The 20,990-nt window shown below is 68.8% G+C and carries 18 protein-coding genes; 10 read left to right on the plus strand and 8 right to left on the minus strand.

The annotated features are described in order from the left end of the window. Positions 1-83: 83 nt before the first annotated feature. Positions 84-767, minus strand: coding sequence for a helix-turn-helix transcriptional regulator (locus V9G19_RS07505; RefSeq protein ID WP_462284843.1), 684 nt, complete (start codon positions 765-767; stop codon positions 84-86). A 92-nt stretch (positions 768-859) separates the two neighbouring features. After that, positions 860-2,011, minus strand: a complete 1,152-nt coding sequence (locus V9G19_RS07510; protein ID WP_462284844.1) for a PQQ-dependent sugar dehydrogenase — start codon at positions 2,009-2,011, stop codon at positions 860-862. Positions 2,012-2,074: 63 nt separating this feature from the next. Between V9G19_RS07510 and V9G19_RS07515 the strand changes: the two genes are divergently transcribed. The 3 genes from V9G19_RS07515 to V9G19_RS07525 are packed head-to-tail and all read left to right on the plus strand — an operon-like array spanning position 2,075 to position 5,254. Then, positions 2,075-2,782 carry an ABC transporter ATP-binding protein gene (locus V9G19_RS07515; protein WP_462284845.1) on the plus strand — a complete coding sequence of 236 codons (708 nt, stop codon included), beginning with the start codon at positions 2,075-2,077 and terminating at the stop codon, positions 2,780-2,782. Beyond that, a complete protein-coding gene (locus tag V9G19_RS07520; RefSeq protein ID WP_462284846.1) occupies positions 2,779-3,606 on the plus strand; it encodes an ABC transporter permease in 828 nt (275 codons plus the stop codon). The genes V9G19_RS07515 and V9G19_RS07520 overlap by 4 nt, the downstream gene beginning before the upstream one ends. Positions 3,607-3,622: 16 nt before the next feature. Further along, on the plus strand, positions 3,623-5,254 hold the full coding sequence (locus V9G19_RS07525) for a molybdopterin-dependent oxidoreductase (RefSeq protein WP_462284847.1): 1,632 nt from the start codon (positions 3,623-3,625) through the stop codon (positions 5,252-5,254). A 119-nt stretch (positions 5,255-5,373) separates the two neighbouring features. On the opposite strand, the gene V9G19_RS07530 is transcribed toward V9G19_RS07525, so the two are convergent. Then, positions 5,374-6,228, minus strand: coding sequence for a PQQ-binding-like beta-propeller repeat protein (locus V9G19_RS07530; RefSeq protein ID WP_462284848.1), 855 nt, complete (start codon positions 6,226-6,228; stop codon positions 5,374-5,376). A gap of 2,034 nt (positions 6,229-8,262) precedes the next feature. Then, on the minus strand, positions 8,263-9,933 hold the full coding sequence (pgi, locus tag V9G19_RS07535) for a glucose-6-phosphate isomerase (protein ID WP_462284849.1): 1,671 nt from the start codon (positions 9,931-9,933) through the stop codon (positions 8,263-8,265). Between the two features lie 134 nt (positions 9,934-10,067). Between pgi and V9G19_RS07540 the strand changes: the two genes are divergently transcribed. Continuing rightward, the gene (locus V9G19_RS07540; RefSeq protein ID WP_462284850.1) at positions 10,068-11,126 is read left to right on the plus strand and encodes a hypothetical protein; all 1,059 of its coding nucleotides are present in this window, start codon (positions 10,068-10,070) and stop codon (positions 11,124-11,126) included. Between the two features lie 49 nt (positions 11,127-11,175). After that, a complete protein-coding gene (locus tag V9G19_RS07545; protein WP_462284851.1) occupies positions 11,176-12,105 on the plus strand; it encodes a COX15/CtaA family protein in 930 nt (309 codons plus the stop codon). Positions 12,106-12,157: 52 nt separating this feature from the next. On the opposite strand, the gene V9G19_RS07550 is transcribed toward V9G19_RS07545, so the two are convergent. Next, positions 12,158-12,775, minus strand: a complete 618-nt coding sequence (locus V9G19_RS07550) for a chymotrypsin family serine protease (RefSeq protein ID WP_462284852.1) — start codon at positions 12,773-12,775, stop codon at positions 12,158-12,160. Positions 12,776-13,365: 590 nt separating this feature from the next. Between V9G19_RS07550 and V9G19_RS07555 the strand changes: the two genes are divergently transcribed. Beyond that, positions 13,366-13,881 carry a TrmH family RNA methyltransferase gene (locus V9G19_RS07555; RefSeq protein WP_462284853.1) on the plus strand — a complete coding sequence of 172 codons (516 nt, stop codon included), beginning with the start codon at positions 13,366-13,368 and terminating at the stop codon, positions 13,879-13,881. A gap of 31 nt (positions 13,882-13,912) precedes the next feature. Here the strand turns inward: V9G19_RS07555 and V9G19_RS07560 are convergent, their stop codons facing one another. Beyond that, the gene (locus tag V9G19_RS07560) at positions 13,913-15,001 is read right to left on the minus strand and encodes a PQQ-dependent sugar dehydrogenase (RefSeq protein WP_462284854.1); all 1,089 of its coding nucleotides are present in this window, start codon (positions 14,999-15,001) and stop codon (positions 13,913-13,915) included. Positions 15,002-15,240: 239 nt separating this feature from the next. Here V9G19_RS07560 and V9G19_RS07565 point away from each other — a divergent pair, with 239 nt between their 5' ends. Next, entirely contained in the window at positions 15,241-15,711 is a 471-nt protein-coding gene (locus V9G19_RS07565) for a MarR family transcriptional regulator (protein WP_462284855.1), read from the plus strand. Between the two features lie 35 nt (positions 15,712-15,746). Next, positions 15,747-16,823: an NAD/NADP octopine/nopaline dehydrogenase family protein gene (locus V9G19_RS07570; protein ID WP_462284856.1), complete on the plus strand. Its 1,077-nt coding sequence runs from the start codon at positions 15,747-15,749 to the stop codon at positions 16,821-16,823. Here V9G19_RS07570 and V9G19_RS07575 read toward each other — a convergent pair. Continuing rightward, positions 16,795-17,076, minus strand: coding sequence for a hypothetical protein (locus V9G19_RS07575; protein WP_462284857.1), 282 nt, complete (start codon positions 17,074-17,076; stop codon positions 16,795-16,797). The two genes, V9G19_RS07570 and V9G19_RS07575, sit on opposite strands and share 29 nt — an antisense overlap. Before the next feature lie 34 nt (positions 17,077-17,110). Between V9G19_RS07575 and V9G19_RS07580 the strand changes: the two genes are divergently transcribed. Continuing rightward, positions 17,111-17,638 carry a M15 family metallopeptidase gene (locus V9G19_RS07580; protein ID WP_462284858.1) on the plus strand — a complete coding sequence of 176 codons (528 nt, stop codon included), beginning with the start codon at positions 17,111-17,113 and terminating at the stop codon, positions 17,636-17,638. A gap of 12 nt (positions 17,639-17,650) precedes the next feature. Here V9G19_RS07580 and V9G19_RS07585 read toward each other — a convergent pair whose 3' ends face one another. Continuing rightward, positions 17,651-18,592: a heme o synthase gene (locus tag V9G19_RS07585; protein WP_462284859.1), complete on the minus strand. Its 942-nt coding sequence runs from the start codon at positions 18,590-18,592 to the stop codon at positions 17,651-17,653. A 215-nt stretch (positions 18,593-18,807) separates the two neighbouring features. On the opposite strand from V9G19_RS07585, the gene tkt reads away from it, so the two are divergent. Further along, positions 18,808-20,970 carry a transketolase gene (tkt, locus tag V9G19_RS07590; protein ID WP_462285048.1) on the plus strand — a complete coding sequence of 721 codons (2,163 nt, stop codon included), beginning with the start codon at positions 18,808-18,810 and terminating at the stop codon, positions 20,968-20,970. Positions 20,971-20,990 lie beyond the last annotated feature (20 nt).

Here is a 20,990-nt window from a genome sequence, read left to right on the forward strand (position 1 = left end):
GCCGGCGGCATCGCCGTCGTGCCACCCGTATTCGTAACGGCCGAGATCCTTCAGGCCGGGGTTGAGGTCTTCGATATTCTGGGTCATCGGGTCGTCCCTTCGGTGGGGGATTCGGTGGGGACATAGGTCGTGCAGACGTGGTCGCCGTGGGCGAGCGTAGCGAGTCGCTGAACGTGCACGCCGAGCAGGCGCGAGAACGCCTCGGCCTCGGCGTCACAGAATTGCGGGAACTGCGCCGCGACATGTTGCACCGGGCAATGCCCTTGGCACAGCTGGATTCCGGTTCCGGCGCCGGAGCGCCGCGGTATGCCGAGTGGGCGCGCCGTCGCGTCGAAGCCGTCGCGCGTGAGCGCGGTGACGAGGGCCGTGACTCGCGCGTGGGGGTCGTCGATGCCGGCCAGTTCGGCGGCATACCGATCCTCCCAGTCGCGGGTGCGCTGGCGGGCAAAGGCGGCCACCGCCTCGGAGCCGCCGGTCTCGGCGAGGAAGCGCAGCGCCTCCTCGGCGAGCTGGTCGTAGTCGGAGGTCAGCCGCCTGTGTCCCGCGTCGGAGACGACATAGGCGCGGGCGGGACGGCCGCGGCCGCGGCGGGCGAGTGGGTTGTCATGCTCGGCGATCAGCCCGGCCTCGAGGAGGAGATCGACCTGGCGGCGCACGGCGGTGTCGGTGATGCCGAGCAGGTCACCGAGCGCGGTTGTGGTCACCGGGCCGTGCCGGCTGATCGCGCGCAGCACCCGCTGGCGCGAGGGCGCCGGTGGCGTGTCCACAGGGGCACGCCAAGCCGCTGGCGAATTAACCACACATCTAGGTTAGATAATTGTGGTCGTTCAGTCAAAGGGCGTCTCACTTCACGGCTGTCTCAGCGTGGCGTCAGCCGCAGCAGCTGGCCGCCGGCGCCGTCCTGCAGCAGGTAGATCGCCCCGTCCGGGCCCTGCTCGACCTCGCGGATGCGCGCCCCCATCGCCCAGGTGTCTCCCACGGTCGCATCCGTGCCGTCCAGATCGACCCGGATCAGCGCCTCTCCGGACAGCGCCCCGATGAACGCATCGCCTTGCCAGGAGGGGAACAGCGAGCCCGAATAGATCATCAGGCTCCCCGGCGAGATCGACGGATTCCACCACACCTTGGGCGCCTCGAAGCCGTCGCCCAGTTTGTGGTCGGGGATGTCCTCTCCGCTGTAGTGGCTGCCGTTGGATGCCTTCGGCCAGCCATAGTTCTTGCCCTGCAGGATGAGGTTGACCTCGTCGCCGCCCCTGGGTCCCATCTCCGATTCCCAGAGGTTCCCGTCGGCGTCGAAGGCGATCCCCAGCGGGTTGCGATGGCCGTAGGACCAGATCTGGTCGCTCGGGCTGCCCCGGTCGGCATATGGATTGCCGGCGGCGGGGGTGCCATCGAGGTTCAGGCGGAGGATCTTGCCGAGGTTGACACCCAGGTCCTGGGCCGGGTCGAACTTCTGCCGCTCGCCGGAACTGACGAAAAGATACTTCCCGTCGGGGCTGATCGCGAGCCGGTGGCCGAAGTGGCCGTCGCCGTCGACCTTGGGCTGCTGGCGCCAAATCACCCGTAGACCCTCCAAACGAGCGCTGCCCCCGTCGATCACCAGCCGGCCGAGACCGACGGCGGCCCCGCTGCCGCCGTCGCCGCTCTCCACCCAGCTGAGATAGATGCTGGCGTCCTCCTCGAAGCTCGGCGCCGCGATGATGTCGCCGAGCCCGCCCTGACCGGCGGCGCGCACCTCGGGAACCCCGTCGACCTCGATGCTTTCGGTGCCGTCCACGTCACGCAGCAGGAGCTTGCCGCCCCGCTGGGTGATCGCGGCATACGGCGAGCCGGGAAGGAAGGTCATCGCCCACGGCTCGTCATAGTCGCCGAGCTCGGTGACCGTGAACGGCCGGTCGGCCGACTCCGACGTCGTCCCGCCAGCAGATCCGGCGGGGCTCGTCGCCGGAGGTTCGGTGCTCGAACAGCCCACGAGGGCGGTGAGCGCGGCCACGGCCAGCATTCGACGCATCCCTCGACCGTAGGCCACGACCCGGAAGGCACACCGAAAGCCGAGGTCCTTAGACTGCCGGGCGTGCTTGCAGTCGAGGTCCGCAATCTCGCCAAGACCTATGGCGTCACTCGCGCCGTCGACGACGCGACCTGGTCCGCGGCGGCCGGCCGGGTGACCGCCGTGCTCGGGCCCAACGGTGCTGGGAAGTCGACGACGTTCGAATGCCTGCAGGGACTGTCCCGCCCCGACGCGGGAAGCGCGCGCGTCCTGGGCGCCGAGCCGTGGACCGCGAGCGCCGAGCACCGCGCCCGCGTCGGGCTGATGCTCCAGGACGGCGGCCTGCCCGCGATGGTTAAGCCACTCCCGCTCCTGCACCACCTCTCCCGCCTGTATGCCGCTCCCGCCTCGCCCGCCGATCTCGCCGCCCGGCTCGGCATCGACGAGTTCGCCGGGACGATCGTGCGGCGGCTGTCCGGCGGGCAGCGGCAGCGAGTGGCGCTGGCCGCTGCGCTGATCGGCCGACCGGACGTCGTCTTCCTCGACGAGCCGACGGCGGGGCTGGATCCGCATACTCGATTGATCGTCTGGGACATCGTGCGGGAGCAGGCGCGCGACGGGCGGGCCGTCGTGCTGGCGACGCATTCGTTCGAGGAGGCCGAGCGGATTGCCGACGACATCGTGATCCTCGACCATGGCCAGGTGCGGGCGGCGGGAGAGCGCGCCGCCGTCGAGGGCGGGGAGACGCTGGAGAGCGTGTACTTCCGCCTGACCGCACGGAGCCGACAATGAACCCCGCCCCGAGCAACCCCGGACCCGATCGCACCGGACCAGATCCCCCCGGAGCGGACTACCCCGGACCGGATCGCGCCGCGCCCGGCCGCGCCGCGCCCGCCGGAGCGCGCATCCGTGCCCAGGCGGCCTTCGAGGCCACGACCGTGCTGCGCAACGGCGAGCAGCTGTTGGTGGCGATCATCCTGCCGGCGCTGGCGATGCTCGGCCTGGATTGGGCCTCCGTTCCCGACCTCGGGGCGCACCGGATCAACGTGATCGTCCCCGGAGTCCTCGCCCTCGCTGTCGTCTCGACGGCGTTCACCGGGCAGGCGATCGCCACCGCCTTTGACCGGCGCAACGGGGTCTTGCGGCTGCTCGGCACTACTCCCCTGGGCCGCGACGGCCTGCTCGGCGCCAAAATGATTGCCGTCGTGGCAACGCTGGCGGTCAACCTGATCGTCCTGGCCGTCATCGGTATGACGCTCGGCTGGCGGCCGCGCCTCGGTGGCCTTCTCCCGGGTCTGGTCACGATCTTGCTCGGCGCGGCCTGCTTCGTCGCCCTGGCCATGGTCGTCGCCGGGCGGTTGCGCGCCGAAGCCGTCCTCGCCGTCGCCAACCTGCTCTGGGTCCTCTTCCTCGGCCTGGGTCTGTTGCTTCCGGCCAGCACCCTGCCCGCCGCCGTCGCCCGAATCGCTACTTGGCTCCCGTCGGGGGCCCTCGGTGAGGCGATGCGCGTGGCGTTCGTCGACGGCGGCTGGCCCGTCGGTGCCTGGCTCGTGCTCCTCGTGTGGGCCGGGGTCGCCGCCGTCGTGGCGACCCGCATCTTCCGCTGGTCGGACTGACGATGGGAAGCCCTGATTGGGCACGTCCCCGGCGATCTGTCAGAACTTCGTAATCAGCACTGCCGCGCGCGAGGTGGCCGCGCGGCATACGGTGACGGGCATGTGGGGAGCCGGTGACCGACGGGCAGCCGCGGTCGGTGCGGGGACGAGCGTGCTCGGTCTTGGGGCCGGCCACCTCGTCGCCGCGTACGTGGATCCCGGTGCCTCCCCGGTGCTCGCCGTCGGCGGCGCCGTCATCGATTTCACGCCGCTCTGGTTGAAGGAGTGGGCGGTCGCGACACTCGGGACGGCCGACAAGCCGGTCCTCGTCGCGGGCGTCGTGCTCCTCGTGCTCGCGCTCGGCGGGCTCGCGGGCGTGCTGCAGGCGCGCACCGGGCGAGGAAGCTGGTTGCTGGTTGCGCTCGCGGGGATCGCCGCATTGGCAGCAATCACACGTCCTGCCACCGGGTCGTATGCCGTTCTGCCCGCGCTCCTCGCCAGCGTGACCGCGCTCGCCGCTCTGCGGGTGCCACGGCGGCCAGCACCCACCCAGCTGCCCGCTGCCGTCCACGACGACATCCCGCCCGCCGCCGTCACCGATCCCGGCGCCGAGCGGCGCACCGTTCTGCTGGCGGCGGGCACGACGGCCGCGGGTGCGGGTTTGGCCTATCTGGGTGTACGGGTCAACGCGCCGGCCACGAGCGACGCTGCCACCCTCGTGCTTCCGCGGCCCGCCTCCCCGCTGCCGTCCCTGCCCGCCGGGCTGGAGCGGTCCGTTCCCGGCCTGACCCCGTTGCGCACGCCGGTCGCGGACTTCTATCGCATCGACACCGCCCTCGGCATTCCGCGGGTCGATGCCGCGACGTGGCGGCTGCGGATCGACGGCGACGTGGAGCATCCATACGAGCTGTCCTTTGCCGAGTTGGTGCGCCTGCCGATGATCGAAGCGGACATCACGCTCAACTGCGTGAGCAATCCGGTGGGTGGGGAGTATGTCGGCTCCACCCGGTGGCTCGGCGTTCCCACCCGCGAGCTGTTGGCCCGGGCCGGCGTGCGGCCGGGCGTCGAGCAGCTGTTGTGCACCTCCCAGGACGGGATGACGATCTCCACCCCGCTCGCCGCGCTGACCGACGATCGCGGGGCGATGCTCGCCGTCGCGATGGACGGCAAGCCGCTGCCGCGTCGGCACGGTTATCCGGTGCGGATGATCACCCCGGGGCTCTATGGCTATGTCGGCGCCACCAAGTGGCTGACCCGGATGACCGCGACCACGTATGCGGATAGCAAGGCTTATTGGAGCACCCGCGGCTGGGCCGAGCAGGCGCCGGTCAAGACCCAGTCCCGGATCGACGTGCCGCGCAGCAGTGAACAGTTCTCGGCTGGTGGTGAGGTCGTGATCGCCGGCGTCGCGTGGTCGCAAGCGCACCACGGGATTTCGCGCGTGGAGGTGCAGGTCGATGACGGCGACTGGCACGAGGCCGACCTCGGCCCCGACGTCGGTGGCCATTACTGGCGGCAGTGGCGGTGGACGTGGCGGGCAACAGCCGGCGAGCACCGGATCACGGTGCGGGCAACCGACGGCGAGAGCACGCGGCAGACCACGACGGTTGCCGAGCCGGCGCCCGATGGGGCGAGCGGGCTGCATACGATCGAGATATCGGTGAGTTGAGCGCCGTCGATATCCGTCGATGACGTACACGGCCGCCCAACCGCGCGACGTGTGGCGCGGAAGAAGGCTGCGGCATCCGCCAGCACCCTTGGCGCACTCTCGTCCAGCCGTCGGACGATTCAGTCCGGCCGGGGTGACGCGACGACGGTCCCGCTCGACGTCGTGGGCACTGACGCGCACGTGCCCGTGCTCAGCGTGCACCGTTGCCAGTGCTGCTCAACCGCGTCGTGATCGGTGACGAGGATGGCCTTGTCGGACTCCCAGACCAGCGCGGCCATCGGCTCAGGAGTCGGACTCCTCAACAAAGTGGCGGGCTTCGCCTGGCGTCCCGAGGCGGCCTCGACAACGACTACCTTTCGATCGCTCACCCCGGCGACGTATCGCCCGTCCGGTGATAGGACCGGGGCGGTTCCGAGGACCGGCCCCTCCCAGGCCGTACTCAGATCGGCGGGCTCGAGTCGCAGCAACCGGCCCTGGTCTGTCGTTACGAAGACCGCGTCCCCGGTGGCGCTGAGCCGCGCGCGCACCTCGCCAGGCACGGGGAGTTCTCGCGCCCTCCCGCTCGAGATGTCGCTGAGGTATGCCGTGCCCGTGGCGGTTTCGACTAGCGCGAGACCAGCATCCCGGCATACGTCAACGACCGAGGTGTCGTCGGGGAGTTGGACGATGTCGAGGACCTTGCGGTCGGCGAGCGAAAAGAGAGCGGCAACGGACGGGGTCGCGGAGTCCACCGGAGGCACCGTCGCGGGGACCGACCGCCCCAGCAGCACCTGTCCGAAACGGTCGATGGCCAGGGGGGGTGCAACCGCCGTGAGTCGTTCGAGCGTCGTCCCCGTGGCGAGGACGGCGAACCGCTCGTCAAAGGAGGACACATCCAAGACGACATCGTCGCGGGCGAGGTAGACAGCCAGGACCGACCAGTCCTTCGGGATCGCGATCGGCCGGTCGAGGCCACGCAAAACACCCCCCTCCACTCGAACGCCACCAAGTGCCCGGCTTCCTTCGGAACTCGATACCGGTGAACTGGTCATCACCGTCGCCGGGGATCGAGTGGCAGCGCCAGAGGAGGAAGTCGCTGTCGCCTCACCGCAGCCACCCAGGACGCCCAATCCGGCAACTAGCGCGGCGCCTGGCACAACTCGTTCAAGCAGGAATCGACGACTGACGCGCGCCCCGGAACCTGGCACCGCATCTATACCCTCGAACACAATTGGCCTCCCCAAAGGTCGCGTCTAATAACTCTGTCGCCCACTGCCGAAACGAGTTGTCGTCAGGCAAAACCGTTGCCAGTTGCTCTGGCTTCCAAGAGACCCGGCCGAGCCGGACCTGTCGAGGGCGCTGCTGGCATACGCACTGGATACCGGGCCATAGTCACCGTCAATAGCCACGCTCGAGTAACCCCATATATACCTCAACGACGCTTGAACGAATTTCACTTGTGTCTCGGAAGAGGTCGAGAACGAAGTATTGCCAGATCCGGACACGAGATTGTCAACGTGCAGGTGGTCTTCGTGCAAGTAGTTGTACAGATAATGGAGCACGTACTGGAAATGATAGAAGAGGCTCGCACTGAGCGCCCAATATTGCTTCCTATAGGCAGTCACCTGTGAGGACGAGTAATTCTTCCAAAGGTTGTACCTCGCGCTTGCCGTTTGCCTAAGGGAGCCATCAACCGTCGCATAAAAACGAGTGATGTCGATTCCTCGGTACTGTTGGTGAGCACCGGGGCTACTTGGGTTATACACTCCAAGTGAGTACAGCCTCAGCGGGGACAACCAGTTGCCAGGAGTGCTCGAGTAGTAGAACGCGAGCCAAGTTTCCAATCTGGAATAGAAGGCAGACTCGTAGGTGAAGGAAATAGGAAAAGCGCTGCCTCCACTGGTCGTCGCCTCGTGATATGTCGGCGCGCCCCAGATCTCACTCCGCGTTACAAGCGTCAATGTGAGCCCCCTCGACGTCGTCGCGTTCGAGGCTAGCAGATCCGTCATTCCGAGGCAAGTAGATCCGTCATTCCGAGGCAAGACCTATCGGGCTGTGCCCAGCCCGACGAGGCGTGCTGATCCGGTATGTGCTGCGGTTCGCCGGGATCCGGCCGGGAACCGATCAGATGCTCAGCACTTCGGTTGGCCACTGCCGGCGCCAGTGGCGCTGGACCTGGCCGACGGCGTGAGCCGGCGACATACGATCGAGATATCGGTCGGGTGACTCCCACCTAAATTCGAAATCTCTCGTCGTCAACTGACTGAGCGCGGCCCCACCTGGGCCGATGTGCGTTCTCCAACATGAACACTTCAGCGGCTGGGGCGCGAGCTCGCCTTCACAAGCAAAGCGCGCGGCGGCGGCGCACTGACTAGGGTTTCCGGATGCAGGCGATCACGATGGACTTGGTCGTGTACGTGCACTACGGGTTCGTCTTCTTGGGCACCCGTTATGAGGCGCCGCCGGACCTGATCCATGCTCGCGGGGGGAGCGGAACAGCCTGTGGGGCGGCATTCCCCGAGGCCCTGGCCATGACCACCGGAATGCACATCGGATGGGTCCCCTTCCGGATCCAGATCGGCGAGGAGCCGCCGGCGCTGGCCGACGAGTGGGAGGACGTCGTCGAGGTGAGCTTCGAGCCGGAATCGACCGAACTCGTGCTCAGCGCCGTCGACGACTTCCACGACGTGACGCTGCCCGTGCTCACGACCTACCGGGCCCGCTACTGCGCACAGGGCATGGATGCTGCCCCAGACTCGCAGGCCCGCGCTGCCGTCCTCCCGGGCCTCGCGAGAGCGCGGCGTACGGCTGGTTTAGGTATGAGCCGGTTTCGATCGCCCGGTGGCAGCGGCCGGCCGATCGCGTCGATCCGGCCGTGCCGGCCCTGTTCGCCGTGCTGGCCGCCGCCCACCCGGATCCCGCAGTCGCGGCGTGCCTCGCCGTCCGGCAGGCGTCCTACGACCGGCAGTCGATCAGCGACTGATCGCCGATCTGCACGAGCGGTTCGGCCGACGGGGCCGGCTCGGCGGTCAGTGGCGCTGGGCGCGGTAGTACTCGATCAAGCCGCGGGTCGAGGAATCCTGATCGGCCAGGGCCGCGTCGTCCTTCGAGATCGCCGGGGCGATCTGCATCGCGAGCTGCTTGCCGAGCTCGACGCCCCACTGGTCGAAGGAGTCGATGCCCCAGATCACGCCCTGGACGAACGTGCTGTGCTCATATAGCGCGATCAGCTGGCCGACCACGGCGGGGGTCAGCGCCGGGCCGATGATCGAGGTCGATGGCCGGTTTCCCTTAAACACCTTGGCCGAGACCAGTTCTTCGGCAACGCCTTCGGCGCGCACCTCGGCCTCGGTCTTGCCGAAGGCCAGCGCCTTGGTCTGGGCGAGGAAGTTGGCGAGGAACAGTTCGTGAACGTCCTGGTCGCCGTCCTTGGCCGGGTGGGCGGTGTTGGCCATCGCGATGAAGTCGCACGGAATCAGCCGGGTGCCCTGGTGGATCAGCTGGTAGAACGCGTGCTGTCCGTTGGTGCCCGGCTCGCCCCAGAAGATCTCGCCGGTCGCGCACGTCACAGGGCTCCCGTCGGCGCGCACGCCCTTGCCGTTGGACTCCATCGTCAGCTGCTGCAGGTAGGCCGCGAACCGGTGGAGATACTGCGCATACGGCAGCACGGCGTGACTCTCGGCGCCGAAGAAGTCGACATACCAGATGTTCAACAGCCCCATCAGGACCGGGACGTTCTGCTCGAACGGCGCGCCGACGAAGTGCTCGTCGACGGTGTGGAAGCCGCCGAGGAAGCCGGCGAAGTTCTCCTTGCCGATGGCGACGGCGAGCACCGTCCCGACGGCGGAGTCGACCGAGTAGCGCCCGCCGACCCAGTCCCAGAAGCCGAACGCGTTGGCGGGGTCGATGCCGAACTCGGCGACCTTGTCCAGCGCCGTCGACACCGCAACGAAGTGCTTGGCGACGGCGCCCGTGCGCGCCTCCTCGGTGTCCTCGATCGCGCCCGTGGCGACGAGCGCGTCGAGGAGCCAGGCGCGCGCCATCCGGGCGTTGGTCAAGGTTTCCAGTGTCGTGAAGGTCTTCGACGCGATGATGAACAGCGTCGTCTCGGGGTCGAGGTCGGCGACCTTCTCGGCGAGGTCGGTCGGGTCGATGTTGGAGATAAACCGGCACCGGATCTGGTCGTGCACATAGGGTTTGAGCGCTTCATAGACCATCACCGGGCCGAGGTCGGAGCCGCCGATGCCGACATTGACGACGGTATGGATGCGCTTGCCGGTCACGCCGGTCCACTGCCCGTCGCGGACCTGGTCGGCGAAGGCATAGATCTTCTCCAGCACCTCGTGGACCTCGGGCACGACGTCGGTGCCGTCGACGACGAGCGAGTCTCCCTTCGGGCGCCGCAGGGCCGTATGCAGCACCGACCGGTTCTCGGTGACATTTATCCGGTCGCCGCGGAACATCGCCTCGCGTCGGCCGGCGACATCGCATTCGGTCGCCAGGTCCACGAGCGCGGCCAGGATGTGCTCGTCGATGAGGTTCTTGGACAGGTCGACAAAGAGGTCCCCGACGGTGCGGGTCAGCGTGGCAGCGCGGTTCGGGTCGTTGGCGAAGGCCGAGCGCAAATCCGGCGTGTATGCCGTCTTCAGACCGGTCAGCGTTGCCCAGGCGGTGGTCGTGGTCGGGTCGACGATCGTCATACCCGCCAGCGTACTGACCTCGGGCACCCGAGATCGGGTAGGTCATCGGTCGCCAGGGTGACCGATGACCTACACGATCCCTGGCCTGTGGATAACGCTGCGCGGGCAACGCCGGAAAGGGGCACCATCGTGGCATGGGCAAGCGGGCGGGCGGGCGTGACTCGGAGGTCTTCCCGAGCCTTGACGCGCTCCCGGTCGTCACCTTGAATGGCCTGGGCCTGACCCCTTCGGCACGCCGCTGGCAGGTGCGCAGCGGGCGCTGGCAGCAACCCCATCCCGGGGTTTATGTCACCCATACCGGTCCGATCGACTGGCCGACCCGAGCGGCCGCGGCCATCCTGGCGGCAACGCGCCCATCGGTCACCGCGATCCACCGGGTGCGTACAGCGGCGGACAAGGGCGAAGCCGCCGCCCTCCCGGAACGCCGGGCGGGACTTGCCGGCTGGTCGGCCGCCTACGTCGACGGGCTGATCGACCTGCCCCCGGACAACGTCACGATCCTCGTGCCCCGCGCTCGAGTGATCGTCCCGCCCACCGGCTGCGACGTCATCCGCTCCGATGTCCAACAGCTGCGTACGCAGGTATGGCCCCCGCGCACCACGGTCGAGTCCACGGTCATCTTCTTGACGCAGGGCGCAGCGGCAGACGACTCGTTGGCGCTCATCGGCCGCACGCTTCAACAACACCGCTCGACCATGGCCAGGCTCGCGGACGAGTTGGCACGCTGGCCCCGGCACAGGTCACGCAGATTCCTCCAAGACGTGCTGACCTGCGATTCCGAAGGCGCCGAGTCAGCGCTGGAACTGCGGTGGGTGCGCGACGTCGAGCGGCCACACGGCATACCTCCGGCCACGCGGCAGGTTCGGCAAGTGATCGCCGGGGTCGGCCGCCGGCACGACCTGGAGTTCGACGACGCGAACCTGCGCGTGGAACTGGACGGCTTTCTCTTCCACGACCGAAGTCGTTCCCTGGTCGACCGGCAAAAGTCCAACGCGACGACTTTGATCGGGCGGGGGCAGCTGCGGTATGGCTGGTCGGAAGTGACCCAGGAGCCGTGCAACGCCGCCGCAGAACTCGTCGCATCGGCTCGCGTCCGGGGCGCGACCTGGGCGGCGCACCCGTGCCGCCGGGCCGATTGCGCGCTCCGCGCAGAACCCGCCCAAGATCGTGTAGGTCATCGGTCGCCAGGGTGACCGATGACCTACACGATCCGGCAAACTCGGGCGCGACTACCCTGGCAGGGTGACCACGCTCGGCCAGGCTCCGCCCGCACCAACCCGCTCGGCGCCGCCGGGCAACCCGTGGCTGCGGCGCATCCTGCTCCTCAATGTCGTGGTCGAGGTGCTGATCGTCGTCACCGGCGGCCTGGTGCGGCTGACCGGCAGCGGGCTGGGCTGCCCTAGCTGGCCGCAATGCACCGCCGGCTCCTATATCCCGGTGCGGGAGCAGGCCGAGGGTTTCCACAAGTACATCGAGTTCGGCAACCGCACGCTCACCGGACTGGTCGGCTTCGTCGCGATCGCCGGCATCATTGCGATCTGGCGCTGGACCGACCGCCGGCGCGCGCTGCTGTGGCCGGCGATCGGGGTCCTCGTCGGTGTCGGTATCCAGGCGGTGGTCGGTGGGATCACCGTCCGCACCGGACTCAACCCGGCGACGGTCGCGACGCACTTCCTCGTGTCGATGCTCCTTGTCGCCGCGGCCACGGCGGCGTATGCCGAGTCCGCCCTCCCCGGCGGCCCGCGCCGCCCGACCGTGCCGCCAATCGTGCGCCAGATCGCTTGGGCGACAACGGCGCTCGCGGTAGTGGTGCTCGTGCTGGGGACCATCGTCACCGGCTCGGGCCCGCATTCCGGCGACGCGGATGAGCCGGCGCGCCTGGGCTTCGACCCGCGCTCGGCGTCCTGGCTGCACGCCGACGCGGTGATGCTCTTCCTCGGCCTGGTCGTCGCGACCTGGCTCGGCACGCGCCTGCGCGGCACCTCCGCCCGTCCGGTCGATGCCTGGCGCGCGGTGCTGCTCGTCACCCTCGCCCAGGGCGCCGTGGGCTACACGCAGTACTTCACCAAGCTGCCCGAGGTTCTCGTCCTGGTGCACATGCTGCTCGCCAGCCTGCTCGTCGTCGCCATGACGTATGGCGTGAAGTCTCTCACCGAGCCGGCTGACGGGTAGTCCACGAAGCGGCGACGAATCACTGCCAATCCGACCCATGGTGGGACGTGGCTCACCTGGTGACGATCGACGCCCCCGGGTATCCCGCGAGTGAAGTCGTGATGTCGGTGAAGTAGGTCCGCCACGCGCACACGGTCGCGACACCGGTGCACGCGGTCTGGGCGCCGAGGTCGATCGCGGTGTTCGTTCCCTTGGCGATCACCTGGTTGGCGTTCGGCCAGTTCAGCGCGAACATCGGGCCGCCGCTGTCACCCTTGGCGACCGCGTTTTGGTGATCGACCTGCTCTGCCTTGACGGTGCCATAGTTGACATAACCGAGGTCGGTGTTGATGTTGACGTTCTTGGCCTTGACGACGATATTGCAGCGGGCTCCGGAGAAGGAGCCCGACTGGCAGAGCCACTCCCCCACGAAGGGCGTGGCCGCACCGACCACCGGCTTGCTGAACTCGCCGGTGCCGACGCCACCGTCAAAGATCCGGCCACCGCCGCGCGCATTGATGAGCAGCCGGTCGTAGGCCTTGTTGACGCCGAAGGCCACGCCGAGCGTCACCGGCGCGGTGACCTTCGCGGCCGCGCGCCAGCGGCGGAGCTGGGCCTCGCCTGCGCTGCGGCTCGTCGAGGCGCTCGCCATGGTCGCCTCGAGACCGGACCCGTCGACCTTCGCGGTCACCGACGCCACGCCGCACTGGGTGGACAAGCCGTGCCGACTGCGCCACGAGTTCGCGCTCGGTGTAGCGCGCGGAACGCACCTGGACGCTGCCACCGGCCGCGCGGACGGCGGCCGCGGTCTTCGCGTCCATCGCGCCCCGGTAATACAGGACGACCCCGCCGGTCTCGGGCGAGAGGCGCACCCCGGCGAACCCGGGGCCCTTGGCCGCGACCAGCCGCTCGGCGACATCGTGGAGCGTGGTCTGCCGAGCTGCTGGCCTGCGGTGCAAACGCCAAGGCGGTGATGAGGCCGGCAGTCAACGCGGCGGGGGGCCAAACGCGAGAGGTGAGACATGACGTGCTCCTATGCTGGGTGACCGGGTTGTCACGACCAGCAGAGGGGACTACTCCCCGCGTGATGCCCGAGAGATCCGGCGAGTTCGCGATCCAGGGCGCTCCCGGCTCGGTCACGAGGGCCACGCCAATGGGGTAATCGCCCAGGGCGACGCCGTATGCTGTGCCACGTCCGACGTCCCCGTCGATGGACCGGCGCCGCCGCGAATGGCGCCACGACATGACCAGTGCTGCCCGCGAAGGATCTGCCGACCTGCGGTGAGCCCCCGCAAGTCCCGGCCCGCCGAGCTCCGACGGGTCCGCCGCACCAGCCGCCGCTGCTCCGGACACCTGATCGTCGCCCCCCTGTGGATGGCGTTCCGGGCCAATCTCGGAACCCTGATGCGCACGTGCGATGCCGTCGGCGCATGCGTCGCCGTCCTCGACACCGACTTCTACCGCGAGTCGTTGCAGCACGGCGACACGCTGAGATCGCGCCGGCCGTGCATCCACTGGATCCGACACGGCCGCGACAACTGGATTCAGGCACAACGCGATTCCGGCTGGAGTCTGGTCGCGGTCGAACTCGCCGAGGGAGCCGTGCCGCTGCCGCGCCTGCGGCCGCTCGACCAGCCAACGGTCGTGCTCTTGGGTCACGAGCACCAGGGAGTACCGGACGAATGGGTGGCGGCCGCTGATGTGTGCGTCGAGATCCCGATGCACGGTCAGGGGGCCAGCCTGAACGTCGCCGTCGCCGGCAGCCTGGTGCTCTATCGCCTGTCCGGGCTCGGCTGAGTCGACGACGAGATGACTCGTCCAGGCGGGCTCAGGGCGCGAGGTGGACGACCTTGCCGGAGGTCATCGACTTGGCGGTGATCAGGGCATAGACGCTGCCGTCGGGGCCGGCGGCGAGATCCCACAGATGCTGGCTGCGGTTGTGGACGTCCTTGGGCAGCAACACATTCCGGAACGGCCACGGGGCCTGGCCGGGCTGGGCCGCGAGCACCGAGCCGGACCAGTCGGCGACCAGAACCTGGCCGCGGAGGGGATTGTCGGTCGCACCACCGGTGATCGGCGCCACGCCGCTGAGGATCGTGCCGACCTGCACGCCATACTCGAGCACCGGCGGGGTGATCGCAGCTCCGGCCGCGGTGGTCCGGCACGCCTGGGACACCGCACCCGCGACCCAGCACGCCGTGCGCACCTCCGGATAACCCGCGTTGTCCCCTGGCCGGGGCGCATTCAGCTGTTGCGGTTTGTCGGTGAACATCGCCGACCCGACCAGCAATCCCAGATCGCCAGTCCAGGCCAGCCGCCATGGGTTGCGGTATCCGGAGGAGAAGATTTCCTTGCGGCCGCCGCCCGCGGCATACGGATTGTCGTCGGGTATGCCGTAGGGCGTGTTCGCGTCTCCAGGTTGCCTCGGGTCGATCCGGATCACCTTGCCCGCCAGGTCATTCGGATCCTGCGCGGTCGCCGAGAAGCTCTCCGCGCCGAAGGCGGTGTAGAGCCGGCCGCTCGCATCGAAGACGATCTCCCCGGCGACGTGATCGGCCATCGGGCGCGGCACGGCAAGCAAGTCCTCGCGTGACTTCGGGTCGGCGATCAGTGACGTGGGGTCGGCCCGCCATCGCGAGAGCGTGTCGACCCGCACGCTCCCCTCGGGATCATCGGCACGCGGCGGCAGCGTGGCGAAGGTATAGAACCTGCCCGACGTCGCGAAGTCGGGTGCGAGGGCGAACCCGGGCATGCCGAGTTCGAGGTAGCCAGCCGTCGGGCCGTCGATCCGCGTGGAGATGTCGAGGAACGGGCGAGATCGGCGCTTGCCGTCCTCGATGACCAGGACCAGACCCTCCTGGCCGGCGACGAGCAGGCGCCCGCCATCAAGGGGCACCACGGCACGGGGCACGGCCACGGAGTCATCGAGGACGGTGTCTCGCCAGCCGCTGAGATCGATCGGAGATGGAGTAGCGCTGCCCGAAGACCCGGATGCCCCGGCCGACGGCCGAGTCGACCCTGCCCCGGTCCCGCAGCCGGCAGCGCAGCCGCCCAGAGCGAGCGTCAGGATTACCGCAACCGCACCGACGTTGCCCAGACCCATAACCGAATACTACGAGATCGTAGTATTCGGTGTCTCGACCCTACGATGACGACATGGCCGCAGGCGACGAAACCGAGATCGAGCTGACGCCGTTCTACGACATCGCGGTGCTCTCTCGCGCCGTCACCGCGCTGCTCGCCGAGGCCATGACCGGCAGCGCGCTCGAGCCGCTGGAGTATGCCGTGGCGAGCGCAGTCGCCACCGGCCGGGCGGTCACCGCCAGCGCTCTGGCCGACGACTTCGCGGTGCCGCTGACGACGGTCTCGGCATGGCTGACCCGGATGGACGGCCGCGGGCTGCTGACCCGCGAACGCGATCCGCGTGACCGACGGCGGCAACGAATCTCGCTGACCCCCACCGGTGAACGCGCGCTCGAGGCGGCGCGCACCGACTTCGGCCGGGCCTACCTCGTCTTCCTCGACCGGGCGCCACTCGACGCCGCCGCCATGCGGACCACGCTCGGCGGCATGATCGAGGCCGCCCGGTCGGCTCGGGCCACGCTGCGCGACGTGGCAGGCTGGTGACCGGCCGGACGAGTGCGGCGGCCGGAGAGGAAACCATGCGCGTCACGATTCTCGGCTCCGGCAACGGGGCCTCAGCGGCGGCATTCGATTGGGCCAGCCACGACCACCACGTTGCGATGTGGGACTTTCCCGAGTTCGACACCAACATCGCCGCGATCGCGGCCTCGGGTTCGCTGCGCTGCACCGGCAAGCTGGAGGGCAGCGCGCCCATCGCGTATGCCGGTCACGACCTCGCGGTGGCCCTCGACGGGGCCGAGTTGGCCCTGCTCGTCGGGCCCGCCTACGCGACCGCGGCGATGGGCGCCGCGCTGCGGCCACACCTGCGCCCGGACCTGGCCGTGGTGGCCCTCCCCGGCTCGTGCGGTGGTGCCTTCGTGCTCAAGGAAGCGCTCGGCCTGGACGTGCGCGCCGAGCGCCATCTGATCGGCGAGACCCAGACGCTCCCCTATGGCACCCGGCTGCTCGAGCCGGGCCTGGTCCGGATCACCACCCGGGTGCGCGACGGGCTGCTCGTCGCCGCACTTCCGCGCGCCCGCACCGAGGAACTGCGCGCCAAACTCCTGCCGGTATGGCCGGGCTTCGAGGCCGCCGACAGCGTCCTGCAGACCACCCTGCAGAACGGCAACCCGGTCATCCACCCGGCCATCATGCTGTTGAACGCCTGCCGGATCGAGAACACCGCGGGCGACTTCTTCTTCTATACCGACGGCGTGACCACGGCGTCCGCCCGGCTCATCGAGGCCGTCGACAAGGAGCGGGCCGCGGTCGGGGCGGCGCTTGGGATCACGATCGTGCCCGATCCGGTGATGGGGCTGCGTCAGGGCTACATGGGCGATGCGACCTACCTGAGCGGCTACAACCAGGGCGTCGGCTTCGCGACCTCGCGCGCCCCGGCGACCTTGGACTTCCGCTACCTCGTCGAAGACGTCGGCTACGGCTTGGTTTTCCTCTCCGAACTGGCCCGCCGGTTGCAGGTGCCCACCCCGAGCGTCGATGCCATCATCCAGCTCGCCTCGGTGGTTCTCGACCGCGACTTCCGCGCCGAGGCCGCCCGCACGCCGGACTCACTCGGCTTCGGCGACTTCACTCCCGAGGAGTTGCGGGCCCTGTGAGGCAGGCACGGATCTGGGCGGCGAGCCTCGTGGCGGTGACGTTGACGGCGTGCTCGGCCACCTCAGCCGTCACCTCAGCGAGTTCTTCGCCCACCCAGGCGAGTTCGACAAGGCCCGCCGAATCGAGCGCATCCACGACCACCACGTCCACGACCACCACGTCCACGACCACCACGTCCACGACCACCACGTCCACGACCACCACGTCCACGACGTCCACGACGACCACGGCGGCGCCCGAGTTCTCGTCCACCGTCACCGTCCTTGATGCGAGCCGAAGGCAACGGATGATCGACGTGGGATCGTGGAACACCTCCTGCTCGGTCTCGCTCGACGACTTGCGGCTGGTGACGCTGAGCTACTGGGGCTTCGACGACCGGCCGCACACCGGCGAGTTGGTGCTGCACCGCGACGCCGTGAACGCGGTTGCCTCGGCGATGCGGGATCTGTATGCCGCGCGCTTCCCGATCCGCCGGATGGTGACCGTCGAGGAGTACGACGCCGATGACGAGACCTCGATGCGGGCCGACAACACCTCCGCGTTCAACGGCCGCTTCGTCGAAGGGACGACCACCTGCTCGCAGCATGCCTACGGACGAGCGATCGACGTCAATCCCCTCGAGAACCCAATGGTCAAGGACGGCAGGGTCTATCCCGCCACCGCCGGCGCCTACGTCGACCGCTCCCAGGACGTCGAGGGGATGATCCACCCGGATGATCCGGTCGTCCGCGCGTTCGCCGCCGTCGGCTGGCCCTGGGGCGGGGACTGGCACAGCCTGAAGGACTACCAGCACTTCTCGGCGACCGGCCGTTGACCGCGCCCGACGTCACCCGATCGCGAAATAGAGCAGCGGGTCGAGGGCGACGGCCAGGAAGAGCACCGTCACATAGGTGATCGAGTAGTGGAACAGCCGCATCGGTTTCAGCGCCGCGATCGATGCCTCCCGGCGGGCGGTGCGCAGCAGCCGGTGTGCCTCGGCCAGGAACAGGCCGCCCGAAAGCACCGCGGCCGCGGCATACAGCCAGCCCATCGGCGCGACCGGGATCAGCGCGAACGAGGCGAGCACCATCGCCCACGCATAGGCGACGATCTGCTTGCCGACGACGACATTGGACTCGACGACCGGCAGCATCGGCACGCCGGCCCGGGCGTAGTCCTCCTTGAACCGCATCGACAGCGGCCAGTAGTGCGGCGGGGTCCAGAAGAAGATCACCAGGAAGAGAATGACCGCCGCCCAGCCGACCGTGTTGGTGACAGCGGACCAGCCGATGAGCACCGGCATACAGCCGGCGGCGCCTCCCCAGACGATGTTCTGGGTCGTGCGACGCTTCAAAATCATCGTGTAGCCAACGGCATACAGGACGATCGCCGTGAACGATAGTGCGGCAGAAAGAAGATTAACCTGCCACGCGAACCAAACCGTCGAGATCACCGACAGCACAACGGCAAAGACGAGCGCGGCGCGTGGCGTCACCTCACCGGTGACGAGCGGCCGGTTGGCGGTCCGGCCCATGTGGGCGTCGATGTCCCGGTCATAGACCATGTTGAACGTGTTGGCGGCACCGGCGCTCAGCGTGCCCCCGATCAGCGTCGCGACCACCAGCCACCACGACGGGACCCCGCGCTCGGCGAGGAACATCGTGGGAACGGTCGTCACCAGCAGGAGCTCGATGATGCGCGGCTTGGTCAAGGCGACGTATGCCGCGACGGTCCGCCGCCACGGTGCCCGTCCCGTCCGCGCGGCGGCCGGGGAGTCGAGCGTGGTCACGATGATCTGTCCCTGTCGGTCGGCGAAACGTGGTCGCGATAGCGACCCGAAGCAGTCTACCGGCGCGCACACTGCGACGCGGGTCACTCCCCGACTACGCTGGAGCATTGAAACCCGTCCCCACGCAGACGAAGAGGTATGCCGTGACCGATGTCGCCGCCCGCACCCCCACCAAGCGCGCGACCCGCAAGCCTGCGCCGACGCCGGCGCGTCAGGTGCCCGCGCCGAAGGCCAAGAAGGCCGGGTGGAGTGATCTCGATGTCAGGGCGGTCGACACCGTCCGGGTGCTAGCCGCGGACGCCGTGCAGAAGGTCGGCAACGGCCATCCCGGCACGGCGATGAGCCTGGCGCCGGCGGCATACCTGCTGTATCAGAATGTCATGCGGCACGACCCCGCCGACCCGCACTGGCTCGGCCGGGACCGCTTCGTGCTGTCCTGCGGCCACTCCAGCCTGACCCAATACATCCAGCTCTACCTGTCGGGATACGGCCTCGAGCTGGCCGACCTGCAGGCCCTGCGGACGTGGGGATCCAAGACTCCCGGCCACCCGGAAGTGCATCACACCGCCGGTGTCGAGATCACCACCGGCCCGCTCGGCTCCGGCCTCGCCTCGGCCGTGGGCATGGCGATGGCGCAGCGGCGCCAGCGGGGCCTGTTCGACCCCGCGGCCAAGAAGGGCGCCAGCCCGTTCGATCATCACATCTGGGTCCTCGCCAGCGACGGCGACATCATGGAGGGCGTCACCCACGAGGCGAGCGCCCTTGCGGGACACCAGGAGTTGGGCAACCTGACGGTCATCTACGACCAGAACACGATCTCCATCGAGGACAAAACCGAGATCTCCTTCTCCGAGGATGTCGGCAAGCGTTACCAGGCCTACGGCTGGAATGTCGAGACCATCGACTGGCGCGGCGACGGCGACGGCGCCAGCTATGTCGAGGACGTCGATGCCCTCCTGGCCGCCTGCGAGGCCAGCCGCGGGGCGACCCGGCCGACCCTCATCATCCTGCGCACGATCATCGCCTGGCCCGCGCCCACCAAGCAGGACACCGGCAAGTCGCACGGCTCCGCGCTGGGCGCCGACGAGATCGCCGGGCTCAAGGAAGTGCTCGGGTTCGACCCGAAGAAGACCTTCGAGGTGCCGCGCTCGTTGATCACGCACACCCGCAAGGTCAAGGTGCGCGGCAAGGCGGCCCACCGCGAGTGGGACAAGACGTTCGCGGCCTGGCGCAAGACCAATCCCGGCGCCGCCGAAATGCTTGACCGGATCCTGGCCGGGGAGTTGCCGAGCGGCCTAGCCCGCGCGGTGCCGACCTTCCCCGCCGATGAGAAGGGCATCGCCACGCGGGCGGCATCCGGCAAGGTCCTCACTGCGCTCGCCGACGTCGTGCCGGAACTCTGGGGCGGGTCGGCGGACCTGGCCGAGTCCAACAACACCACGATGGACGGGCAGCCGTCCTTCATCCCGACCGGCAAGCAGACCCGCGAATGGCCCGGCGACCCCTATGGGCGCACGCTGCACTTCGGCATCCGCGAGTTCGGGATGGGCTTGATCCTCAACGGGATCGCGCTCGAGGGCCTGACTCGCCCGTATGGCGGCACCTTTCTGGTCTTCTCCGACTACATGCGCCCGGCCGTCCGGCTCGCGTCGATCCAGGAACTGCCGGTCACCTTCGTGTGGACCCACGACTCCATCGGTTTGGGCGAAGACGGCCCGACCCACCAGCCGATCGAGCACATCGCCGCGTTGCGGGCCATCCCCGGCTTCGACGTCGTCCGCCCGGCCGACGCCAACGAGACCGCCGCCGCCTGGGTGACGATCCTCGAGAACGGCCGCCCTGCCGGTCTGTGCCTGTCCCGGCAGGCGCTGCCCACCCAGGACCCCAAGGTCTCGGGCAAGCTCACCAACGTCCGCAAGGGCGCCTATGTCCTGCGCGAATCGTCCACGGCGACACCCGAAGTCATCCTTATCGCCACCGGCTCCGAGGTCGCCATCGCGCTGGCCGCGGCGGACAAGCTGGAGAAGTCCAAGGTCGGCACCCGGGTCGTCTCGATGCCGTGCCGGGAGTGGTTCGAGCGGCAGACCGCGGCATACCAGGAGAAGGTGCTGCCGCAAGCCGTCCGAGCACGAGTCAGCATCGAGGCCGGCGTGTCGATGGGCTGGCGCGACCTGGTCGGCGACGCCGGCGAGATCATCAGCATCAACCACTTCGGGGCATCGGCGGATGCGGCAACTCTGTTCCGCGAGTTCGGGTTCACCCCGGAGCGGGTCGTCGCGGCGGCGCGGCGCAGCATCCGGTCGAACTCCGAACGGCGCGGCCCGGTCGTTCCGCCGACGGAGTCCGCGACAACCGACGTCCCGGCCGAGAACTCCTGATCCTCGTTCGCACGCCGTAT

This window comes from Nostocoides sp., assembly GCF_037045025.1.
GTDB lineage: Bacteria > Actinomycetota > Actinomycetes > Actinomycetales > Dermatophilaceae > Nostocoides_A.